The sequence below is a fragment of the Primorskyibacter sp. S87 genome (genome assembly GCF_049801055.1).
Taxonomy (GTDB): domain Bacteria; phylum Pseudomonadota; class Alphaproteobacteria; order Rhodobacterales; family Rhodobacteraceae; genus JBNAGF01.
Genome location: NZ_JBNAGF010000005.1, coordinates 166002 through 182352, shown reverse-complemented (window position 1 = coordinate 182352; position 16351 = coordinate 166002). Strand labels below are relative to the sequence as shown.

General features: G+C 60.9%; 14 protein-coding genes. 12 read left to right on the top strand and 2 right to left on the bottom strand.

All coding sequences use genetic code 11. The features are described from left to right. The first annotated feature begins 98 nt into the window (after positions 1-98). From ACP15U_RS10900 to ACP15U_RS10890, 3 genes are all read left to right on the top strand, one after another. Positions 99-1307: an acetyl-CoA C-acetyltransferase gene (locus ACP15U_RS10900; protein WP_425045177.1), complete on the top strand. Its 1209-nt coding sequence runs from the start codon at positions 99-101 to the stop codon at positions 1305-1307. 12 nt (positions 1308-1319) lie between these two features. Then, entirely contained in the window at positions 1320-3464 is a 2145-nt protein-coding gene (locus tag ACP15U_RS10895; protein ID WP_425045176.1) for a 3-hydroxyacyl-CoA dehydrogenase NAD-binding domain-containing protein, read from the top strand. A 313-nt stretch (positions 3465-3777) separates the two neighbouring features. Further along, complete coding sequence (locus ACP15U_RS10890) at positions 3778-4302, top strand: thermonuclease family protein (protein ID WP_425045175.1); 525 nt, start codon at positions 3778-3780, stop codon at positions 4300-4302. Between the two features lie 52 nt (positions 4303-4354). On the opposite strand, the gene ACP15U_RS10885 is transcribed toward ACP15U_RS10890, so the two are convergent. Then, complete coding sequence (locus ACP15U_RS10885; protein ID WP_425045174.1) at positions 4355-6046, bottom strand: thiamine pyrophosphate-binding protein; 1692 nt, start codon at positions 6044-6046, stop codon at positions 4355-4357. Positions 6047-6148: 102 nt separating this feature from the next. Here ACP15U_RS10885 and ACP15U_RS10880 point away from each other — a divergent pair, with 102 nt between their 5' ends. Together ACP15U_RS10880 and ACP15U_RS10875 are read left to right on the top strand one after the other, a co-directional pair. After that, positions 6149-6838: a GntR family transcriptional regulator gene (locus tag ACP15U_RS10880; RefSeq protein WP_425045173.1), complete on the top strand. Its 690-nt coding sequence runs from the start codon at positions 6149-6151 to the stop codon at positions 6836-6838. A 7-nt stretch (positions 6839-6845) separates the two neighbouring features. Next, the gene (locus ACP15U_RS10875; protein WP_425045172.1) at positions 6846-7601 is read left to right on the top strand and encodes an aspartate/glutamate racemase family protein; all 756 of its coding nucleotides are present in this window, start codon (positions 6846-6848) and stop codon (positions 7599-7601) included. 9 nt (positions 7602-7610) lie between these two features. Here ACP15U_RS10875 and ACP15U_RS10870 read toward each other — a convergent pair whose 3' ends face one another. Then, the gene (locus tag ACP15U_RS10870; protein ID WP_425045171.1) at positions 7611-8255 is read right to left on the bottom strand and encodes a TetR/AcrR family transcriptional regulator; all 645 of its coding nucleotides are present in this window, start codon (positions 8253-8255) and stop codon (positions 7611-7613) included. Between the two features lie 76 nt (positions 8256-8331). On the opposite strand from ACP15U_RS10870, the gene ACP15U_RS10865 reads away from it, so the two are divergent. The 7 genes from ACP15U_RS10865 to ACP15U_RS10835 all read left to right on the top strand — a co-directional run bounded on the left by ACP15U_RS10865 (position 8332) and on the right by ACP15U_RS10835 (position 16273). After that, positions 8332-9648: a flavin-containing monooxygenase gene (locus tag ACP15U_RS10865; protein WP_425045170.1), complete on the top strand. Its 1317-nt coding sequence runs from the start codon at positions 8332-8334 to the stop codon at positions 9646-9648. Beyond that, on the top strand, positions 9645-10571 hold the full coding sequence (locus ACP15U_RS10860; RefSeq protein WP_425045169.1) for a bile acid:sodium symporter family protein: 927 nt from the start codon (positions 9645-9647) through the stop codon (positions 10569-10571). The genes ACP15U_RS10865 and ACP15U_RS10860 overlap by 4 nt, the downstream gene beginning before the upstream one ends. After that, positions 10568-11500 carry an SDR family oxidoreductase gene (locus ACP15U_RS10855; protein ID WP_425045168.1) on the top strand — a complete coding sequence of 311 codons (933 nt, stop codon included), beginning with the start codon at positions 10568-10570 and terminating at the stop codon, positions 11498-11500. Before ACP15U_RS10860 ends, ACP15U_RS10855 begins: the two co-directional genes overlap by 4 nt. Further along, positions 11497-12255: an SDR family NAD(P)-dependent oxidoreductase gene (locus ACP15U_RS10850; RefSeq protein ID WP_425045167.1), complete on the top strand. Its 759-nt coding sequence runs from the start codon at positions 11497-11499 to the stop codon at positions 12253-12255. The genes ACP15U_RS10855 and ACP15U_RS10850 overlap by 4 nt, the downstream gene beginning before the upstream one ends. Positions 12256-12407: 152 nt before the next feature. Then, positions 12408-14888 (top strand): heavy metal translocating P-type ATPase, encoded by a 2481-nt coding sequence (locus ACP15U_RS10845; RefSeq protein ID WP_425045166.1) that lies wholly within the window; start codon positions 12408-12410, stop codon positions 14886-14888. Between the two features lie 15 nt (positions 14889-14903). After that, the gene (gene cueR / locus ACP15U_RS10840; RefSeq protein ID WP_425045165.1) at positions 14904-15293 is read left to right on the top strand and encodes a Cu(I)-responsive transcriptional regulator; all 390 of its coding nucleotides are present in this window, start codon (positions 14904-14906) and stop codon (positions 15291-15293) included. A gap of 107 nt (positions 15294-15400) precedes the next feature. Next, positions 15401-16273, top strand: coding sequence for an NAD(P)-dependent oxidoreductase (locus ACP15U_RS10835; RefSeq protein ID WP_425045164.1), 873 nt, complete (start codon positions 15401-15403; stop codon positions 16271-16273). Positions 16274-16351 lie beyond the last annotated feature (78 nt).

The window sequence follows — 16351 nt, the reverse complement described above, 5'->3', positions numbered from 1 at the left end:
GCTACGCCACGTCACAAATGAAATGCCGTTACTGTCCTGTTGGTAAATCATCCCGCCAGCCCATACGCTCCGCGGAAATCGGATCAGGAGGAGAGACGATGGCAACGCCCGCCTATATTTTTGACGCTGTCCGCACCCCGCGCTCTCGCGGCAAGAAAGACGGAACCCTGCATGAAGTGAAGCCGATCCAGCTGGCGGCCGGCCTGCTGCGCGAATTGCAGAGGCGGCACGATCTCGACACCTCCCGCGTCGGCGACGTGATGCTGGGCTGCACCGCCGCCGTCGGCGATCAGGGCGCCTGTGTCGCCAAGGCCGCCGTGCAGGCGGCCCATTGGGACGAGGCAGTGCCCGGGGTGCAGCTGGATCGGTTCTGCGCCTCTGGACTGGAGGCGGTGAACATGGCTGCCGCCAAGGTGGGCTCGGACCAGGAAGATCTGGTTGTCGCCGGCGGGGTCGAATCCATGAGCCGCATCCCGATGCTCTCGGGCGGTGGTGCGATGTTCTCCGACCCTGAATTCGTAGCCGACCAGAACTCTGCTCCGCAAGGCATCGGCGCTGACCTGATTGCCACCATCGACGGATACTCTCGCGAGGATGTGGACGCCTTCGCCGTCGAAAGCCAGAAACGTGCGGCCAAGGCCAGAGACAATGGCTGGTTCGACCGCTCGGTGGTGCCGGTGATGGACGAGAACGGCCTCACCATTCTGGAACGCGACGACTACATCAAACCCGACACGGACATGCAGAAGCTGGGTGCGCTCAACCCGTCCTTCGCACAGATGGGCGGCTTCGGCTTTGACGATATGGCATTGGCGAAATACCCGCAGGTCACACGGATCAACCATGTGCACACACCCGGCAATTCCTCGGGCATCGTGGATGGGTCTTCGGCGGTGATGATCGGGTCTGAAAGGGCAGGCAAGGATCTGGGGCTCGAGCCCCGTGCCCGCGTCGTCTCGGCCACCGTTATTTCCACCGACCCTGTGATCATGCTGGCCGGTCCCGGACCGGCGGCGCAGAAATGTCTCGACAAGGCCGGGCTCAAAGTCTCGGACATCGACATCTGGGAGATCAACGAAGCCTTTGCGTCCGTCGCGCTGCGCTACATGAAGGATCTCGATATCGACCACGAGATCACCAACGTGAATGGCGGGGCCATCGCCATGGGCCACCCGCTGGGCGCCACCGGCGGCATGCTGGTGTCGACCGTGCTGGACGAGCTGGAGCGCCGCGACGCCAAGCGCGCGATGATCTCGCTCTGTGTCGGTGGCGGCATGGGTATCTCGACCCTGATCGAGCGTCTTTGAGGAGAGAACACGATGGGTGAATTCGCATATCACAAGGACGCCGACGGCATCGTCACCATCACCATGGACATGGACGGGCCGGTCAATACGATGAACGCGCAGTTCTGGCCGCTGTTTTCCGACACGATGGACCGGATCAAGGCTGAAACAGACCTGAAAGGGGTGATCTGGACCTCGGCCAAGGACACATTCTTTGCCGGCGGCGATCTCAACATGCTGAAAAGCATCGAGCCCGACGGGGTCGGGGAGCTGTTCAACTCGGTCGAGGCCGCCAAGGCCATCATGCGGCAGCAGGAGAAACTGCCTGTTCCCGTGGTGGCCGCGATCAACGGCGTGGCGCTCGGCGGCGGGTTCGAGATCTGTCTTGCCTGCAATTACCGGATCGCCGCCGACAATCCCAAAACCAAGATCGGGCTGCCCGAAGTCACTTTGGGTCTGCTGCCCGGTGGCGGTGGCGTTGTCCGCATGACCTATCTGCTCGGACTTGAAGGCGCGATGCCCTTCCTGCTCGAAGGCCGTCAGGTCTCCCCCGACAAGGCGCTCAAAGCGGGGCTGGTCCACGAGGTGGTTCCCGCCGACCAGCTGCTGAGCCGTGCAAGGGAGTACATCCTGTCGGTTCAGGGCGATGCCGCGGCGGCAACTCAGCCCTGGGACAGCAAAGGCTACCGGATCCCTGGCGGACCTTCGACCTCGCCCAAGATGATGACGCAGATCGCGGGCGCCTCAGCGATGCTGTTCAAGAAGACCCGGGGGCTGATGCCCGCGCCGGTGAAAATCCTCGATATCATGACCGAGGCCGCGGGCAAGCTCGATTTCGACACCGCCCAGCGCTATGAGAGCCGGAAATTCGTATCTCTGACCCCGCTGGCCACCACCAAGAACATGATCGAAACCCTGTTTTTCGGCATGAACAAGGTCAATGGCGGCGCCAGCCGTCCCAAGGATGTGCCGCGCTCCAAAGTTGAGCGTCTTGGCATTCTTGGTGCAGGCATGATGGGTCAGGGCATCACCTATTCCGCCGCCATGGCCGGAATTCCGGTTGTGCTCAAGGACATGTCGATTGAGGCCGCCGAGCGCGGCAAGGCGTATACCGCCGGCCTGCTCGACAAGCGCGTCAAGAGGGGCCGAATGACCGAGGAACAGCGCAACGCGGTTCTGGCCCTTATCACCCCCACTGACAAAGCCGAGGACATAAAGGGCTGCGACCTGATCATCGAGGCGGTTTTCGAACAGATCGACGTCAAGGACAAGGTTCTCGCCGAGCACGAGGCGCTGCTGGCCGAGGGCGGCATCTGGGGCTCCAATACCTCGACCCTGCCAATCACCCGCCTGGCGACCGGATCTGCCAAGCCGGAAAACTTCGTTGGCCTGCATTTCTTTTCACCGGTCGACAAGATGCCGCTTCTGGAAATCATTGCCGGCGACGAGACCTCGGACGAAACGCTGGCCCGCGCCTTCGACTTTGCGCAACAGATCCGTAAGACGCCGATCATCGTCGGTGACAGCACCGGATTCTACACTTCGCGCACAATCGGCACCAAGATCATCGAAGCGGTGGAGCTGGTGGCCGAGGGCCATGACCCGGTGCGGGTCGACAACCTGTCGCGCCTGACCGGCATGCCCACTGGAATGCTGTCGCTGCTCGATGAAGTGCAGATCAAACTGGTCGTCGACATCTACAATACGCAGGTGGAGATGGGTCTGCTTGATCCTGAACAGGAGCAGAACCCGCGCGCCCGCGCCATGCTGGCCGAAATGCTGTCGCAGCATGGCCGCCATGGACGCGCAACCGGAAAGGGGTTCTACGACTATTCCGAAGCCGGCAAAACGGTCTGGTCCGGGCTGGAGGCATGGCGCGATCAGAACGCGGAGATCCCGGATCAGGACATTCAGGATCGCATCCTGTTTCGTGCCGTTTTGGAGAGCCTGCGCTGTCTCGAAGAGGGCGTTTTGCGCACAGTCGCGGACGGCAATGTTGGCTCGATCCTCGGGATCGGCGCGCCAGTGCAGACCGGCGGTTACATCCAGTTCGTCAACACCTACGGGCTGGACCGTTTCCTCGCACGCTGTGAGGAGCTGGCCGGGGCATATGGCCCGCGATTTGCCCCGCCGGAAATCCTGAAACGGCATGTGGCAGACGGCAAGGCCTTTGCCTAAGTAAACCGGGGGTGCCCCATCGGGCGCCCCTCCCCCGGTCAAAAAAACGCGTGAGCACACCGATCCCCCGATCGCGACCGTTACGATCCGGCACAATGCCCGCATCGACCAAGACAATGCACTTGGCCAAAACTCACAAGCAATTGCAGAGTTTCGAGCCTGTTTAACGCTTCAACTGGCTAAGTTTGGGAGGTGAACCCAGAACTGGTTAATTGAGGAGTTAGCCTTGGAATTTCTGTTAGTCACTTTCGTTTTCGCCGGCGTTCTGATCCTGGTCTTCAGATCAGGCCACTCAAAGAAAGACCGGGCGGCAATGACACCGCCCACACCGCGGCAGCAACGCGCACGAGCGACTGATGCCCAGAAATCGCGCTTCGACGAGCGGAGTTCGAGACATCTGACCCAAAGCCGCGTGGTGTCCGGGCCTGCATGGGTTGTTGATGGGGATACGGTGAAAATAAGGCGACAACAGATACGGCTTTTCGGGATCGATGCTCCCGAGCTCAACCACCCCTACGGAAAGAAAGCAAAATGGGAGCTGCACAGACTGTGCAAAGGACAAGCAATCAGAGCTGAAATCACCGACAAGGATGATTATGGCCGGGTTGTCGCTCGGTGTTACCTTCCAGACGGGCGAGATCTCTCTGCTGAAATGGTCAAGCTGGGAATGGCAATAGATTGGCCAAAGTTTTCAAGCGGAAAGTACAAAGACCTGGAAACGCCCGACGCGAGAAAGAAGCTCTTTCTCGCCGATGCTCGCCAAAATGGCCGAATGCACGTATGGAAAGAGTTCGAAGAAACGCAGCAGAAAACGCCCGCAACGCAATATCCGACATAGCAACGGCATTAATCCGGCGGAGACGGCTCCGCCGGACTTGGCGCAAGAAATCTCACCCCATCCACCGCCTTACCGGGGCATTGCTCTCTTCCAGCGGCTGCGTCACCACATCCACCAGCGTCGGCCCGTCATGGGCTACGGCCTGCGCCAGAACCCGGTCCAGATCCGCCGGATCCTGAACCCGCCAGCTCTTGACCCCATAGGCCGAGGCGATGGCCGCATGATCGGTACGCCCGAAATCCACGTTGTAGTAACGTGCGTCCTTGTCGGCGAATTGGCTGGCCTTGATCCATCCGAAATTCGCGTTCGAGAACACCACGTAAGTGATCGGCGCGCGCGACCGACAGACGGTTTCCAGTTCACCCACTGTGAACCCGAACGACCCATCCCCCATCAGCGCGACGGTCTTGGACGCGGGCCGCCCATACCACGCTCCCAGCGCTGCCGAGAGCGAATAGCCCAACGCCCCATGCGCCCGGTTGGTGATGAAATGCCGACCCGGTTTCGGCAACTGGTAATAGGCCGAGAAATAGGGGCAGCTGGTGCCGGGATCGGACACCACCGTGGCATCCTCGGGCAGCACCTTCAGCAACGCGCGGATCACCCGTTCCGGCCGGATCGGCGCCTGATCGGACAGCGCCAGCTTGTCGAATATCTCGAACTTTCGTTTCTTCTTTTCCTCCACTGCTGCCGCGCCGCCAAAGGTGTCGGCACCTTGATCGCGCGCATCAAGCACTGCGTTCACCTCGGCCAGCGCCAACCTCAGATCGCCTACCACCGCGACCTCGGTGCGGTAATTGGCGTTCATCACCATCGGGTCATTGTCAAAATGCACGATCCGCGTGCCCGGCTTTGGCGCTTCCCAACGCGCTGTTGTAGTCGAGCCAGCCCGGCAACCCATGAACACCACCAGGTCGGCCGCCTCCATCATCTCCCAGGTTTCGTCGGTCCCGCCGTTTGAACCCACGACACCAAGACAGTTGGGATGCGTCTCGGCCAAGGATCCCTGCCCCGAAATCGAAGTGGCGACCGGAATATCCAGCCGCTTTGCCAGCCGGTCCAACTCCTCCATCGCGCCTGCGATCACCACGCCGCCGCCGCAGACGATCAGCGGGTTCTTCGCGGAACAAATGGCCTCAACCGCCGCCTGCGCCGCGCCCGACTGTGGCGCCTGGGGATAGGCCGGATAGCTGGCCGTGGCCGGATCGGCCCAGATATCGGACACCTCGACCGCGTCATACTGAACGTCATAGGGCAGCCCGATATGCGCCGCGCCCGATCGCCCGGTGGTCATGGCCCGGAACGCCGCGCGCACCATGCGCGGGATGTGATCGGCACGGCTGACCACCGTGTTCCACTTGGTCAGCGGCGCCATCAACGCCTCCTGATTGACCTCGGTCAGCGGGTACTTGCCGTAAGAGGCCACCGAGATGTCTGTGGTGATCCCCAGCACCGCATAGGAGCTTTCCGAGGCTTCGATCAACCCCGGCAGGATATAGGTCGCACCGCCACCCGACGGACCCTCGGCCACACCAACCCGGCCCGTCACCCGCGAATAGCCGTCCGCCATGTAGGTGGCACTGCGCTCATCCCGTGTCAGCACATGGGTGATCGCGTGATCCAGCCGCAGCATCGCGTCGTAAAATGGCAGCGTGGTATCTCCGCACAGCCCAAAGATGTGCCGCACCCCCTGCTCTTCCAGCATGCGAACCATCGCCTCGGCGCCATTCATCTGGTTGCTCATGCGGGCCTCCGGTTTTCTGCGTTCAAAATTGTATACAGCCTTGCATCATATCTTGCGCACATGTCAATACCGCACTAGTCTCGCAACCAAAGAGGAGTGGAAATGGCAAAATCCGAAAGCAACGTGGACCGGATCTATGATGCGCTCAGGCGCATGGCGGCGGATTTTGCCTTCAAGCCGGACGCCCGGATCAACGAAAGCGCGCTGGCCGCGGAACTGGACGCGTCGCGCACTCCGATCCGTGAGGCGCTGAACAGGCTGGTGGCCGAAGGGTTCCTGACGTTCCGATCAGGGCGCGGGTTTTTCTGCCGTTCCCTGTCGCCCGAGCTGGTCATGGATCTTTATGAAGCCCGTGTCGCGGTCGAGATCGAAGCGGTGCGACTGGCCTGCGAACGCGGCAGCAATTCAGATATTTCCGCGCTGCAACAGGACCTCGCCGAGATCGCGCCCGACTACACTCCGGAGGCCGATCCCGAGAAACTGCTGGCGATGGACGAGCTGTTTCACCTCCGGCTCTGCGCACTGTCGCGCAATGCGGAATTGGCGCGTATGCTCACAAACCTTAACGACCGGATCCGGTATCTGCGTCTGATCGATCTGCGCCGGTTGCGCGAAACCGCTCCGGACGGGCAGAGTATGGTCTCAGCTCATCGCAGCATTCTCGACGCCGTGGCCCGCCGCAATGCGAAAGAAGCCGCAACCCGGATGCGCGCCCATATCGAGCGCCGCCGAGACAGTGCCACGCAGGCCGTGCGCGAGGCCTATGCCCAGCTTTACGTTCCCGATCTCTGAGGTTCCCATGGCCCTTGATCCAGCTTCGACACAGTCCGGCGGAAAAACAATCTACGGCGCGACCGTTGGCATCCTGATGCTCGAGACCCGATTTCCCCGTATCCCCGGAGATATGGGCAACGCCCTGACATGGCCCTTCCCGGTCCAGTATCGCGTGGTTCGCGGCGCTTCGCCTGACAAAGTGGTGCGCGGCGACCCGACCGAACTGCTGGACGCCTTCATCGAAGCCGGCCGCGATCTCGTCGCGTCGGGCTGCGATGGCATCACTACGAATTGCGGGTTCCTCGCCCTTGTTCAGAATGAATTGCGCACCGCACTCGGCGTGCCGGTGGTCACCTCGTCGCTGATGCAGGTGCCAATGGTTCAGGCCCTGTTACCGCGAGGAAAACAAACGGTAATTCTGACCATTTCCAAGGCTACGCTGACAAAGGCGCATCTCGTTGCTGCCGGTGTGTCGGTCGACACGCCGATTTATGGAACCGACCAGGGCCGCTGCTTTACGCGGGATGTACTGGGTGACGCGCCCCGGATCGACTTTGATGCGTGCAGACTCGACATGCTGGCCGCAGCGGACGAGATCCTCAAATGCACTCCTGATGCCGGAGCGATCGTGCTGGAATGCACCAACATGGTCCCCTACGCCGCCGACATTCGGAAACGGACAGGGTTACCGGTCTATTCGATTTACTCGATGATCAATTGGTTTCAAGCTGGACTGCTGCCCCGGCGCTTCCCGTCCGGGCTGGACGATCCCCGCGTCTAGCGGTCGCTGCTAGCCATCCATCCGGAACATCGCCTCAAGCCCGGCGGCGCTGAATTCGATCAACTGCTCAAGCCGCAGTTCCCCTGCACCGGGGCTGAGGGCCTCGACCCGCCAGCTGGTGTTGAGGTGGGCCAGCATCGCGGCCACCGAATAGACTTGCCCGGTGGCAATCCACTCTCGGTCGATTTCGGGATAGAGGGCGCAGATCTCGTCAATGAACCGTCCGGCAGTAGGGTCAAAACACTCTGCCGCGATCCAGCGCCAGCGCGGATCCGCCGAGACATGCGCAACGAGCCTGCCATAGGCAAGCCAGTGGGCGCCTTCATTCTGCGCCAGTGAAACATACGGTCGGATAAAGCAGTCAAGCAGAGCCCGCAGCGTCACATCACCGCGCGCTTTCAGTGTCTCAAGGTTTTCGAGACGGATCCGCGCAAGATCGTTGGCCCGGCGGGCGACTGTCTGATGAAACAGTTCTTCCTTGCCGCCCCCGTGATGATGCACCAGACCGACCTGAACCCCGGCCAGTGCCGCGATGTCCCGAATAGAAGCACCCTCGAATCCTCGCTCGGCAAAAACCTGCTCGGCCGCATCCAGGATTCGGGCCCGGGTTTGCAGCGAACGGGCCGACGGCGCTCTTTTCCTTTGTTTTTCCACCTAGAATTCCTTTTGTTGATTCCAGCTTGCCTTATTTTGAACGATCGTTCAAGTTAAGCGGCAACAGGGAGGAAACATGACGGATACGCGCGCGGCATTTGCCCTGATCGGGGCAGGTCCGATGGGGCTTGCTATGGCTAAGGTGCTCAAGGAACAGGGCATCGCCTTTCAGGGATTCGAACTGCACTCGGATGTGGGTGGGCTTTGGGACATCGATGGCCCGAAATCCACAATGTACGAAACTGCGCATCTGATCTCTTCCAAGAAGATGACCGAATTCACCGACTTCCCGATGGAGGAAAAGGTTGCGGAGTATCCGTCTCACAGAGATCTCAAGGGTTACTTTCACGACTTTGCCGAGCGCTATGGGCTGCGGGAGCATTATAGATTTAACGCCGAGGTTCTGCACACTGAACCGTTGGGCAGTCCGGGCGACGGATGGCGTGTGACATGGCGCGACGCAGATGGTGAGCATAACGCGGAATTTGCCGGTGTCATGATTGCCAACGGCACGCTCTCGGAGCCAAACATGCCGGAGTTTCCCGGCCAGTTCGACGGAGAGTTGATCCATTCATCAGCCTACCGCTACCCGTCGCAGTTTGACGGCAAGAGGGTGCTGATCGTCGGCGCGGGCAACTCAGGCTGCGACATCGCCGTCGATGCCATCCACCACGCCAAACGCTGCGACCTGTCGATGCGGCGCGGGTATTACTTCGTTCCGAAATACGTTTTCGGCAAACCTGCCGACACGATGGGCGGGATGATCCAGTTGCCGATGTGGATCAAGCGCCGCATCGACGGGCTCATACTGCGATGGTTCGTGGGCGACCCTCAGAAATACGGGTTTCCCAAGCCAGACTATCAACTCTACGAGAGCCATCCGGTCGTCAATTCTCTGGTCCTGTATCACGCCGGTCACGGAGACCTGCGAATCCGCGCCGACATCGAGCGGTTCGAAGGCAGCACAGTGCATTTCCGGGATGGCTCCAGCGATGACTATGACATGGTTCTCGCCGCGACAGGCTATCGTCTGCACTATCCCTTCATCGACCAAGACCTGCTGAATTGGCAGGGAGACGCACCGCATCTCTATCTCAATGCCATCCACCCCGGGCGCGACGATCTTTTCATCCTTGGCATGGTCGAGGCTAGCGGCCTTGGCTGGCAGGGCCGGCACGAACAGGCCGAGATGGTGGCCCGATATATCAAAGGTCTGCGCGGCGGTTGCCCCGTGGCGAAAGAGCTGAAAGCTGAAAAATCTGCCGAGTTCGATCGCGCCACAGGTGGCATGAACTATCTGGAACTGGCCCGCATGGCCTACTACGTCGACAAAGCGACCTATCGCAAGGCGGTCACCGGCTGGATCGACAAGTTCAGGAAGGCGGCGGCATGACTGGCATCGACGACGTCACGCTGAACTTCAGCCCTGCCTCGCTTACACTGCTGAACGCGATCCTTGCCGTCGTGATGTTTTCCATCGCCATTGATCTGCACCCGCGCGACTTCGACCGTCTGCGCCGGGCTCCGAAACCATTGATCGTTGGGCTTTGTTCTCAATTCGTGGTGCTGCCTGTGATGACCTTCGCGCTGGTCTGGTTGACCCAACCACGGCCGTCAATCGCGCTCGGGCTGATCCTTGTTGCGGCCTGCCCCGGCGGCAATATCTCGAACTTCATCACGCATCGTGCAGGCGGGAACGCCGCGCTTTCGGTGTCAATGACCGCTTTTGCCACGATCAGCGCCATCGTGATGACACCCATTAACATCGCGCTTTGGGGCGGCTTGTATCCGCCGACCCGCGAAATCTTGCAAAAGACCGCCATCGACCCGGTGCAAATCGCGATCACCGTGGGGCTCATGCTGATCCTGCCCCTGATTCTCGGGGTTCAACTCCACATGCGCAAACCGGAACTGACACGTCGCCTGCGTCAGCCCCTTCAATACCTGTCGATGGGAATTTTCGTAGCATTCATTGTACTCGCTCTGGCTGCCAATTGGGGGTTTTTCCTCAACTTCGCCGGAGCCGTTGCCGGGCTTGTGATCCTTCACAACGCCCTGGCGCTTGGGGGCGGCTGGGTTGTGGCCACTCTGACCCGGCTGTCCCCTTTCAATCGCCGCGCGGTGACAATTGAAACCGGCATCCAGAACTCGGGCCTCGGGCTGGTCCTGATCTTTGCGTTTTTTGGCGGTTTGGGTGGAATGGCCGTGGTCGCGGCCTTCTGGGGTATCTGGCACGCCATCTCGGGGATCGGGCTGGCCATGCTGATGTCACGCACCGAGGCCGCGCACGATGCGCCAAAGGGGGCCATGACATGACCCGGATCCTGATCACCGGAGCCGCAGGCATGGTCGGGCGGGCATTGCTTGCCGAGCTTGACGGTATGCAGGTCTTTGCCACCGACATCGCCCGCCCCGACAATTTGCCGGAAACAATGGCCTTTCACCGGATGGACGTTACCACCGGCGACCCCGACCGGGTGATTGCAAAGATCCAACCCGAGGTCATCGTGCATCTTGCGTCGATCGTCACCTCACCCAAAGGCGCAGACCGCTCGTTTGCCTACAAGGTCGATGTCGAAGGCACCCAAAAGGTTCTGACCGCCGCGCTTAACCATGGCGTGCGCCGTCTTGTGGTCACTTCGTCCGGTGCGGCCTACGGCTATCATCCGGACAACCCGGAGCCATTGCGTGAATGCGATCCGCTGCGGGGGAATCCCGAGTTTGCCTATTCCGACCACAAACGCCAAGTCGAGGAAATGCTGGCCAAGGCCCGCAGCTGTTCCCCGCATCTTGAGCAGGTGATCCTGCGGGTCGGCACGGTTCTGGGTGCCGAAACCGAGAACCAGATTACCGCATTGTTTCGGAAACCCCGCCTGCTGGCGGTGAACGGCAGCGAAAGCCCGTTCGTGTTCATCTGGACCCGCGATCTGGCCCGCATACTTGCCCGGGCCGCCACTGACGGGCCGGCGGGCATTTACAATGTCGCCGGCGACGGGGCGATGGGTGTATCCGATCTGGCCCATGCCATGAACAAACCGGTGCTCCGCCTCCCGGCATGGTGCCTGAAAACCGCGCTGAAACTGGCTCGGCCTCTTGGTTTGTCTCGATACGGCCCCGAACAGGTGCGGTTCCTGCAATACAGACCGGTTCTTGACAATTCGGCATTGAAATCCCGGTTCGGCTATGAGCCGGAGAAATCCAGCGCCGAAGTGTTCGACCTGTGGCGCAGGCAGGCAGGTCTGTGAAAACCGCCGTGATCTCTGGAGGCGCAGGTGGTTTGGGCCGGGCGCTGGATGCGGCTCTGCAGGAACGTGGCTGGCGTGTCATCCTGATCGACATCGACATATCGATACTGGAGCCGACTGAAACCCGTATTCCGATCCGCTGCGACCTGACCGATGCAAAAGACCTCGAAGCGGCCATGTCGCAGGTCATGGCCCTGACAGACCGGGTCGACCTTGCCGTCTACAATGCCGGTATCACTCAGATCGGAGCCTTTGAGACAACTGACGACGAAAGTCACCGCAAGGTTTTCGAAGTCAACTACTTTGGCGCTGTCTCGATGGCGCGTGCGCTGCTGCCGGCTGTCCGCACAGCCAAAGGAACGCATCTGGCAATTTCCTCGGTTTCGGGGTTCTCTCCGCTGTATCACCGCACGGCTTATGCGGCCTCGAAACATGCGCTTGAAGGCTTCTTCAAGTCCCTTCGCTCCGAGGAAAGGCCCTATGGAGTCGATACATTGATTGCCGCTCCATCCTTCGTCGCGACCAACCTCGGCAATGATCAGCGCCAGCCGGACGGAACTGCCCGGCCGGGCTCTGCTACAGACGGGATGGACTACATGAGCCCGGAGAACGCCGCGCGCGACATTCTGCGCGGTTACGACAAGCGCCGACCCATGACCCCAATCGGCCGGATCGCCCGCGCTGCATGGTGGCTCAACCGTGCCGCGCCGACGCTCTATCAACGGATCATGGAGCGTCGGATCGACGGAAGATAGCCAATCACAGGCAATACATACCGCCGGGGCCGCCGGGCCGCCAAAGCCGGAACATTGCATTGGCTGCAGATGCAGAAAAATGGCCTCTGCCCCTTGACCTTCCAGTCACGGGAACCCCCATGTAAAGCTTAGAATTGCAAGGAGCGAGTCGCATGGGCGTGCCCGGCACAACCAAACTTCAAATCACCGGCATGGGATGCGCGTCCTGTGTGGGCCGGGTTGAAAAGGCCCTCGCAGCCGTTTCCGGGGTAGAAACCGCTGAGGTGAATTTTGCCACCCGCTCGGCCGAAATTGTGCATGACCGGACAACTTTGCTTACGGATCTGAGCGCTGCACTCGACGAGGCGGGCTATCCCGCCGCCTTGCTCGAAACGGAGTTTACAGTTGAGGGCCTCAACTGTGCGTCCTGCGTGCGCCGCGCCGAAACCGCGCTGGTCGCCGCGCACGGGGTTGTTGAGGGAACCGTGAACCTCGCCACGAAAACGGCCCATGTCCGCTATGCCCGCGGGGCGACGACCCCTCAGGAAATTGGCGAAGCCCTGACCGCAAGCGGTTACCCGGCTCATCCACGCGGAACGGTTAAGGACGACTCTGCAGACGATCACGAGATAAACGACCTTGCCCACGCGACTCTGATCGCTGCTCTGCTGGCCCTGCCCGTTTTCGTTCTGGAAATGGGCGGTCATATGATTCCCGCCTTTCACCATTGGGTGCAGGCCAACATTGGCGACCAGACCAGCAAGCTTGTCCAGTTCGCCCTGACCACCGCAATTCTGCTCGGTCCCGGAAGGATCTTTTTGGCCAAGGGGCTGCCGGCGCTGCGGCGGGGGGCGCCCGACATGAACTCCCTGGTCGCTCTGGGGACAAGCGCAGCCTATGCCTACTCGGTTATCGCGACCTTTTTCCCGTCCCTGCTTCCGGCTGGCACGGCCAATGTCTACTTTGAGGCGGCCGCTGTCATTGTCGTCCTGATCCTTCTCGGCCGCCTTCTTGAAGCGCGTGCCAAGGGGCGCACCGGGGCAGCAATTCGCGCTCTGGTTGGCTTGCAGCCACAGACCGCTCAGGTGGAAAAGGGTAAAGAGGTCCTGGATCTGCCGCTGGGCGAGATTGCGCAGGGGGACGTGCTGCGCCTGCGCCCCGGCGAAAGGATCGCTGTCGATGGTGTGGTGCTTGAGGGCCGGTCGCATGTGGATGAAAGCATGATTACCGGCGAACCAATACCGGTGGCGAAAGGCAAAGGAGACCAGTTGATTGCAGGCACGGTGAATGGCACAGGGGCCATGCGCCTGCGCGCAACCGAAGTGGGTGCAGGGACGGTGCTGGCAAGGATCATCAGGATGGTCGAGCAGGCACAGGGCTCCAAACTGCCTATTCAGGCCTTGGTGGACCGCGTGGCCGCCGTGTTCGTTCCTGCGGTCATGGGCATCGCCGCATTGACCGTGCTGGTCTGGATGGTGTTCGGACCGGATCCTGCGCTGTCGATGGCACTGGTTGCCGGTGTCTCGGTTCTTATCATTGCCTGCCCCTGTGCAATGGGGCTGGCCACGCCGACGTCGATCATGGTGGGCACCGGGCGCGCCGCCGAACTCGGTGTGCTGTTCCGCAAGGGCGACGCCCTGCAGGCGCTGCAATCCGTAAAGGTCGTGGCCTTTGATAAAACCGGAACGTTGACCCTCGGTGAACCCACTTTGACCGACCTTCTTCCGGCTGAAGGAGTCGACGCCGACTCCGTGCTGCGCTTCGCCGCCGCGGCCGAGGTTTCCTCAGAGCATCCGATCGCCCGCGCTATCACCGCCGCTTACCACGGAGATCTGCCTCTGGCGGAGGACGTCGAGGCAGTGACCGGAATGGGGTTGCAAGCCCGCGTCGAAGGACATGACGTGCTGATCGGAGCCAAACGCCTGATGCGCGCGCATCACATTGACCCGGGTACGCTGGCAACCCAAGCCGAGCGTCTGGGGGCTGCCGGAAAGTCCCCTCTGTTTGTTGCAATCGACGGGCAGATCGAAGCCGTCATTGCAGTTTCCGACCCGATCAAGCCCGGAGCCCCCGAAGCCATCGCCGCACTAAAAGCTCAAGGCTTTCAGGTTGCGATGATTACCGGCGATGCAAAAGGCGCGGCAAATGCAATCGCCGCACAACTGGGCATAGACCATGTCACCGCCGAGGTTCTCCCCGGTGGCAAGGTCGAAGCGCTGGATGCCTTGCGTTCGGAACATGGCAACCTTGCCTTTGTCGGCGACGGCATCAATGACGCGCCAGCTCTGGCCTCCGCCGATGTGGGCATCGCGATCGGAACCGGCACGGATGTGGCGATCGAAGCCGCCGATGTTGTTTTGATTTCGGGCGACCTTCAGGCTGTTCTCAGGGGTTTCGCCATCAGTCGCCAGACCATGCGCAACATCAAGCAGAATCTTGTCTGGGCCTTTGGCTACAACATACTGCTGATCCCCGTGGCGGCGGGAATTCTGGTGCCCTTTGGCGGTCCGTTGCTGTCTCCGGCGCTGGCAGCGGGCGCGATGGCACTGTCGAGCGTGTTTGTCGTCACAAATGCTCTGCGCCTGCGCTGGGTCGGACAGCAACCAGAGCCCACAGGCCCAGAACCACCCCTTGCCGCCGCGCCGGCCGAGTAAAGGAAGGATCTGTCAATGAATATCGGAGACGTCGCCTCGCGTTCGGGTTTGCCAGCCAAGACCATCCGCTACTACGAAGAAATCGGGTTGATCTCACCAAAGCGCAGCGCAAACGGCTATCGGGCGTTTGCCGAAAACGACCTGCACAAGCTCGCCTTTCTGGGCCGCGCCCGGGCGCTGGGTTTCACGATCGAGGATTGTCGCACCTTGCTGGGACTCTACGAGGACGACACACGTCACAGTTCGGACGTCAAACGTGTGGCCCGGGATCATCTGGCCCGGATCGAAGCCAAGATCGCCGATCTGCAATCCATGAGAGATACGCTGACCCATCTGGTCGATGCCTGCGCCGGTGATGACCGGCCCGATTGCCCGATTCTGAACGATCTTGGCGGCGAAACCTGATCGGCGGACCAAGGTGGGTTGCCCTTTGCCGCGCGCTTTGGTTTGACTCCCCCGGACAGTTTCGTGCCGTTGCCGAATTGAGCTGCGGACAACAGAAGGATCGACCAATGGCAAAACTCGCGTTTCTTGGCCTCGGCGTCATGGGTTACCCGATGGCAGGGCACCTTCAGGCCGCCGGGCATGACGTCACCGTCTACAACCGCACCGTCGCCAAGTCCGAAGCCTGGGTTGCCCAGTATGGCGGCGCCATGGAGACAACCCCGCGCGCCGCTGCGGAAGGCGCAGATTTCGTCATGGCCTGTGTTGGCAATGACGACGATCTGCGCAGCGTCTGCATCGGCAAGGATGGCGCGTTTCAGGGTATGAAACCGGGCTCCGTCTTTGTTGATCACACCACGGTTTCGGCAAAAGTTACGCGCGAGCTTTGTGACGCAGGAAAAACCACCGGTATCGCCTTCGTCGATGCGCCGATCTCGGGCGGTCAGGCTGGCGCAGAAAACGGCATCCTGTCGATCATGTGCGGCGGCGATGCCTCTGCCTATGACGCCGCCGAGCCGGTGATGGCTGCCTATTCCCGGATCTGCCGCCGGATCGGTGACAGCGGCGCGGGGCAGATGACCAAGATGTGCAACCAGATCGCCATTGCAGGGTTGGTTCAAGGCCTGAGCGAGGCGCTTCACTTTGCCGAAAAGGCAGGTCTGGACGGCCGCGCGGTTGTCGAAGTGATCAGTCAGGGTGCAGCCGGTAGCTGGCAAATGTCGAACCGATACGAAACCATGCTGGACGACCATTTCGAGCATGGTTTCGCTGTCGATTGGATGCGCAAGGATCTGGGGATCTGTCTCGATACAGCAGATGAAACCGGCGCCTCGCTGCCGGTAACTGCCCTTGTGGATCAGTTCTACAAGGACGTTCAGAAACTGGGCGGCGGGCGGTGGGATACATCCTCGTTGATCAAGCGCCTTAGGGCGATGGGCTAAACTGCGCCTCAGCCACAGCGTTGCTTGTTTGGAGTTGATACCGCACGACGCTGAGGCGGCTTTGCACATCCTGACGAA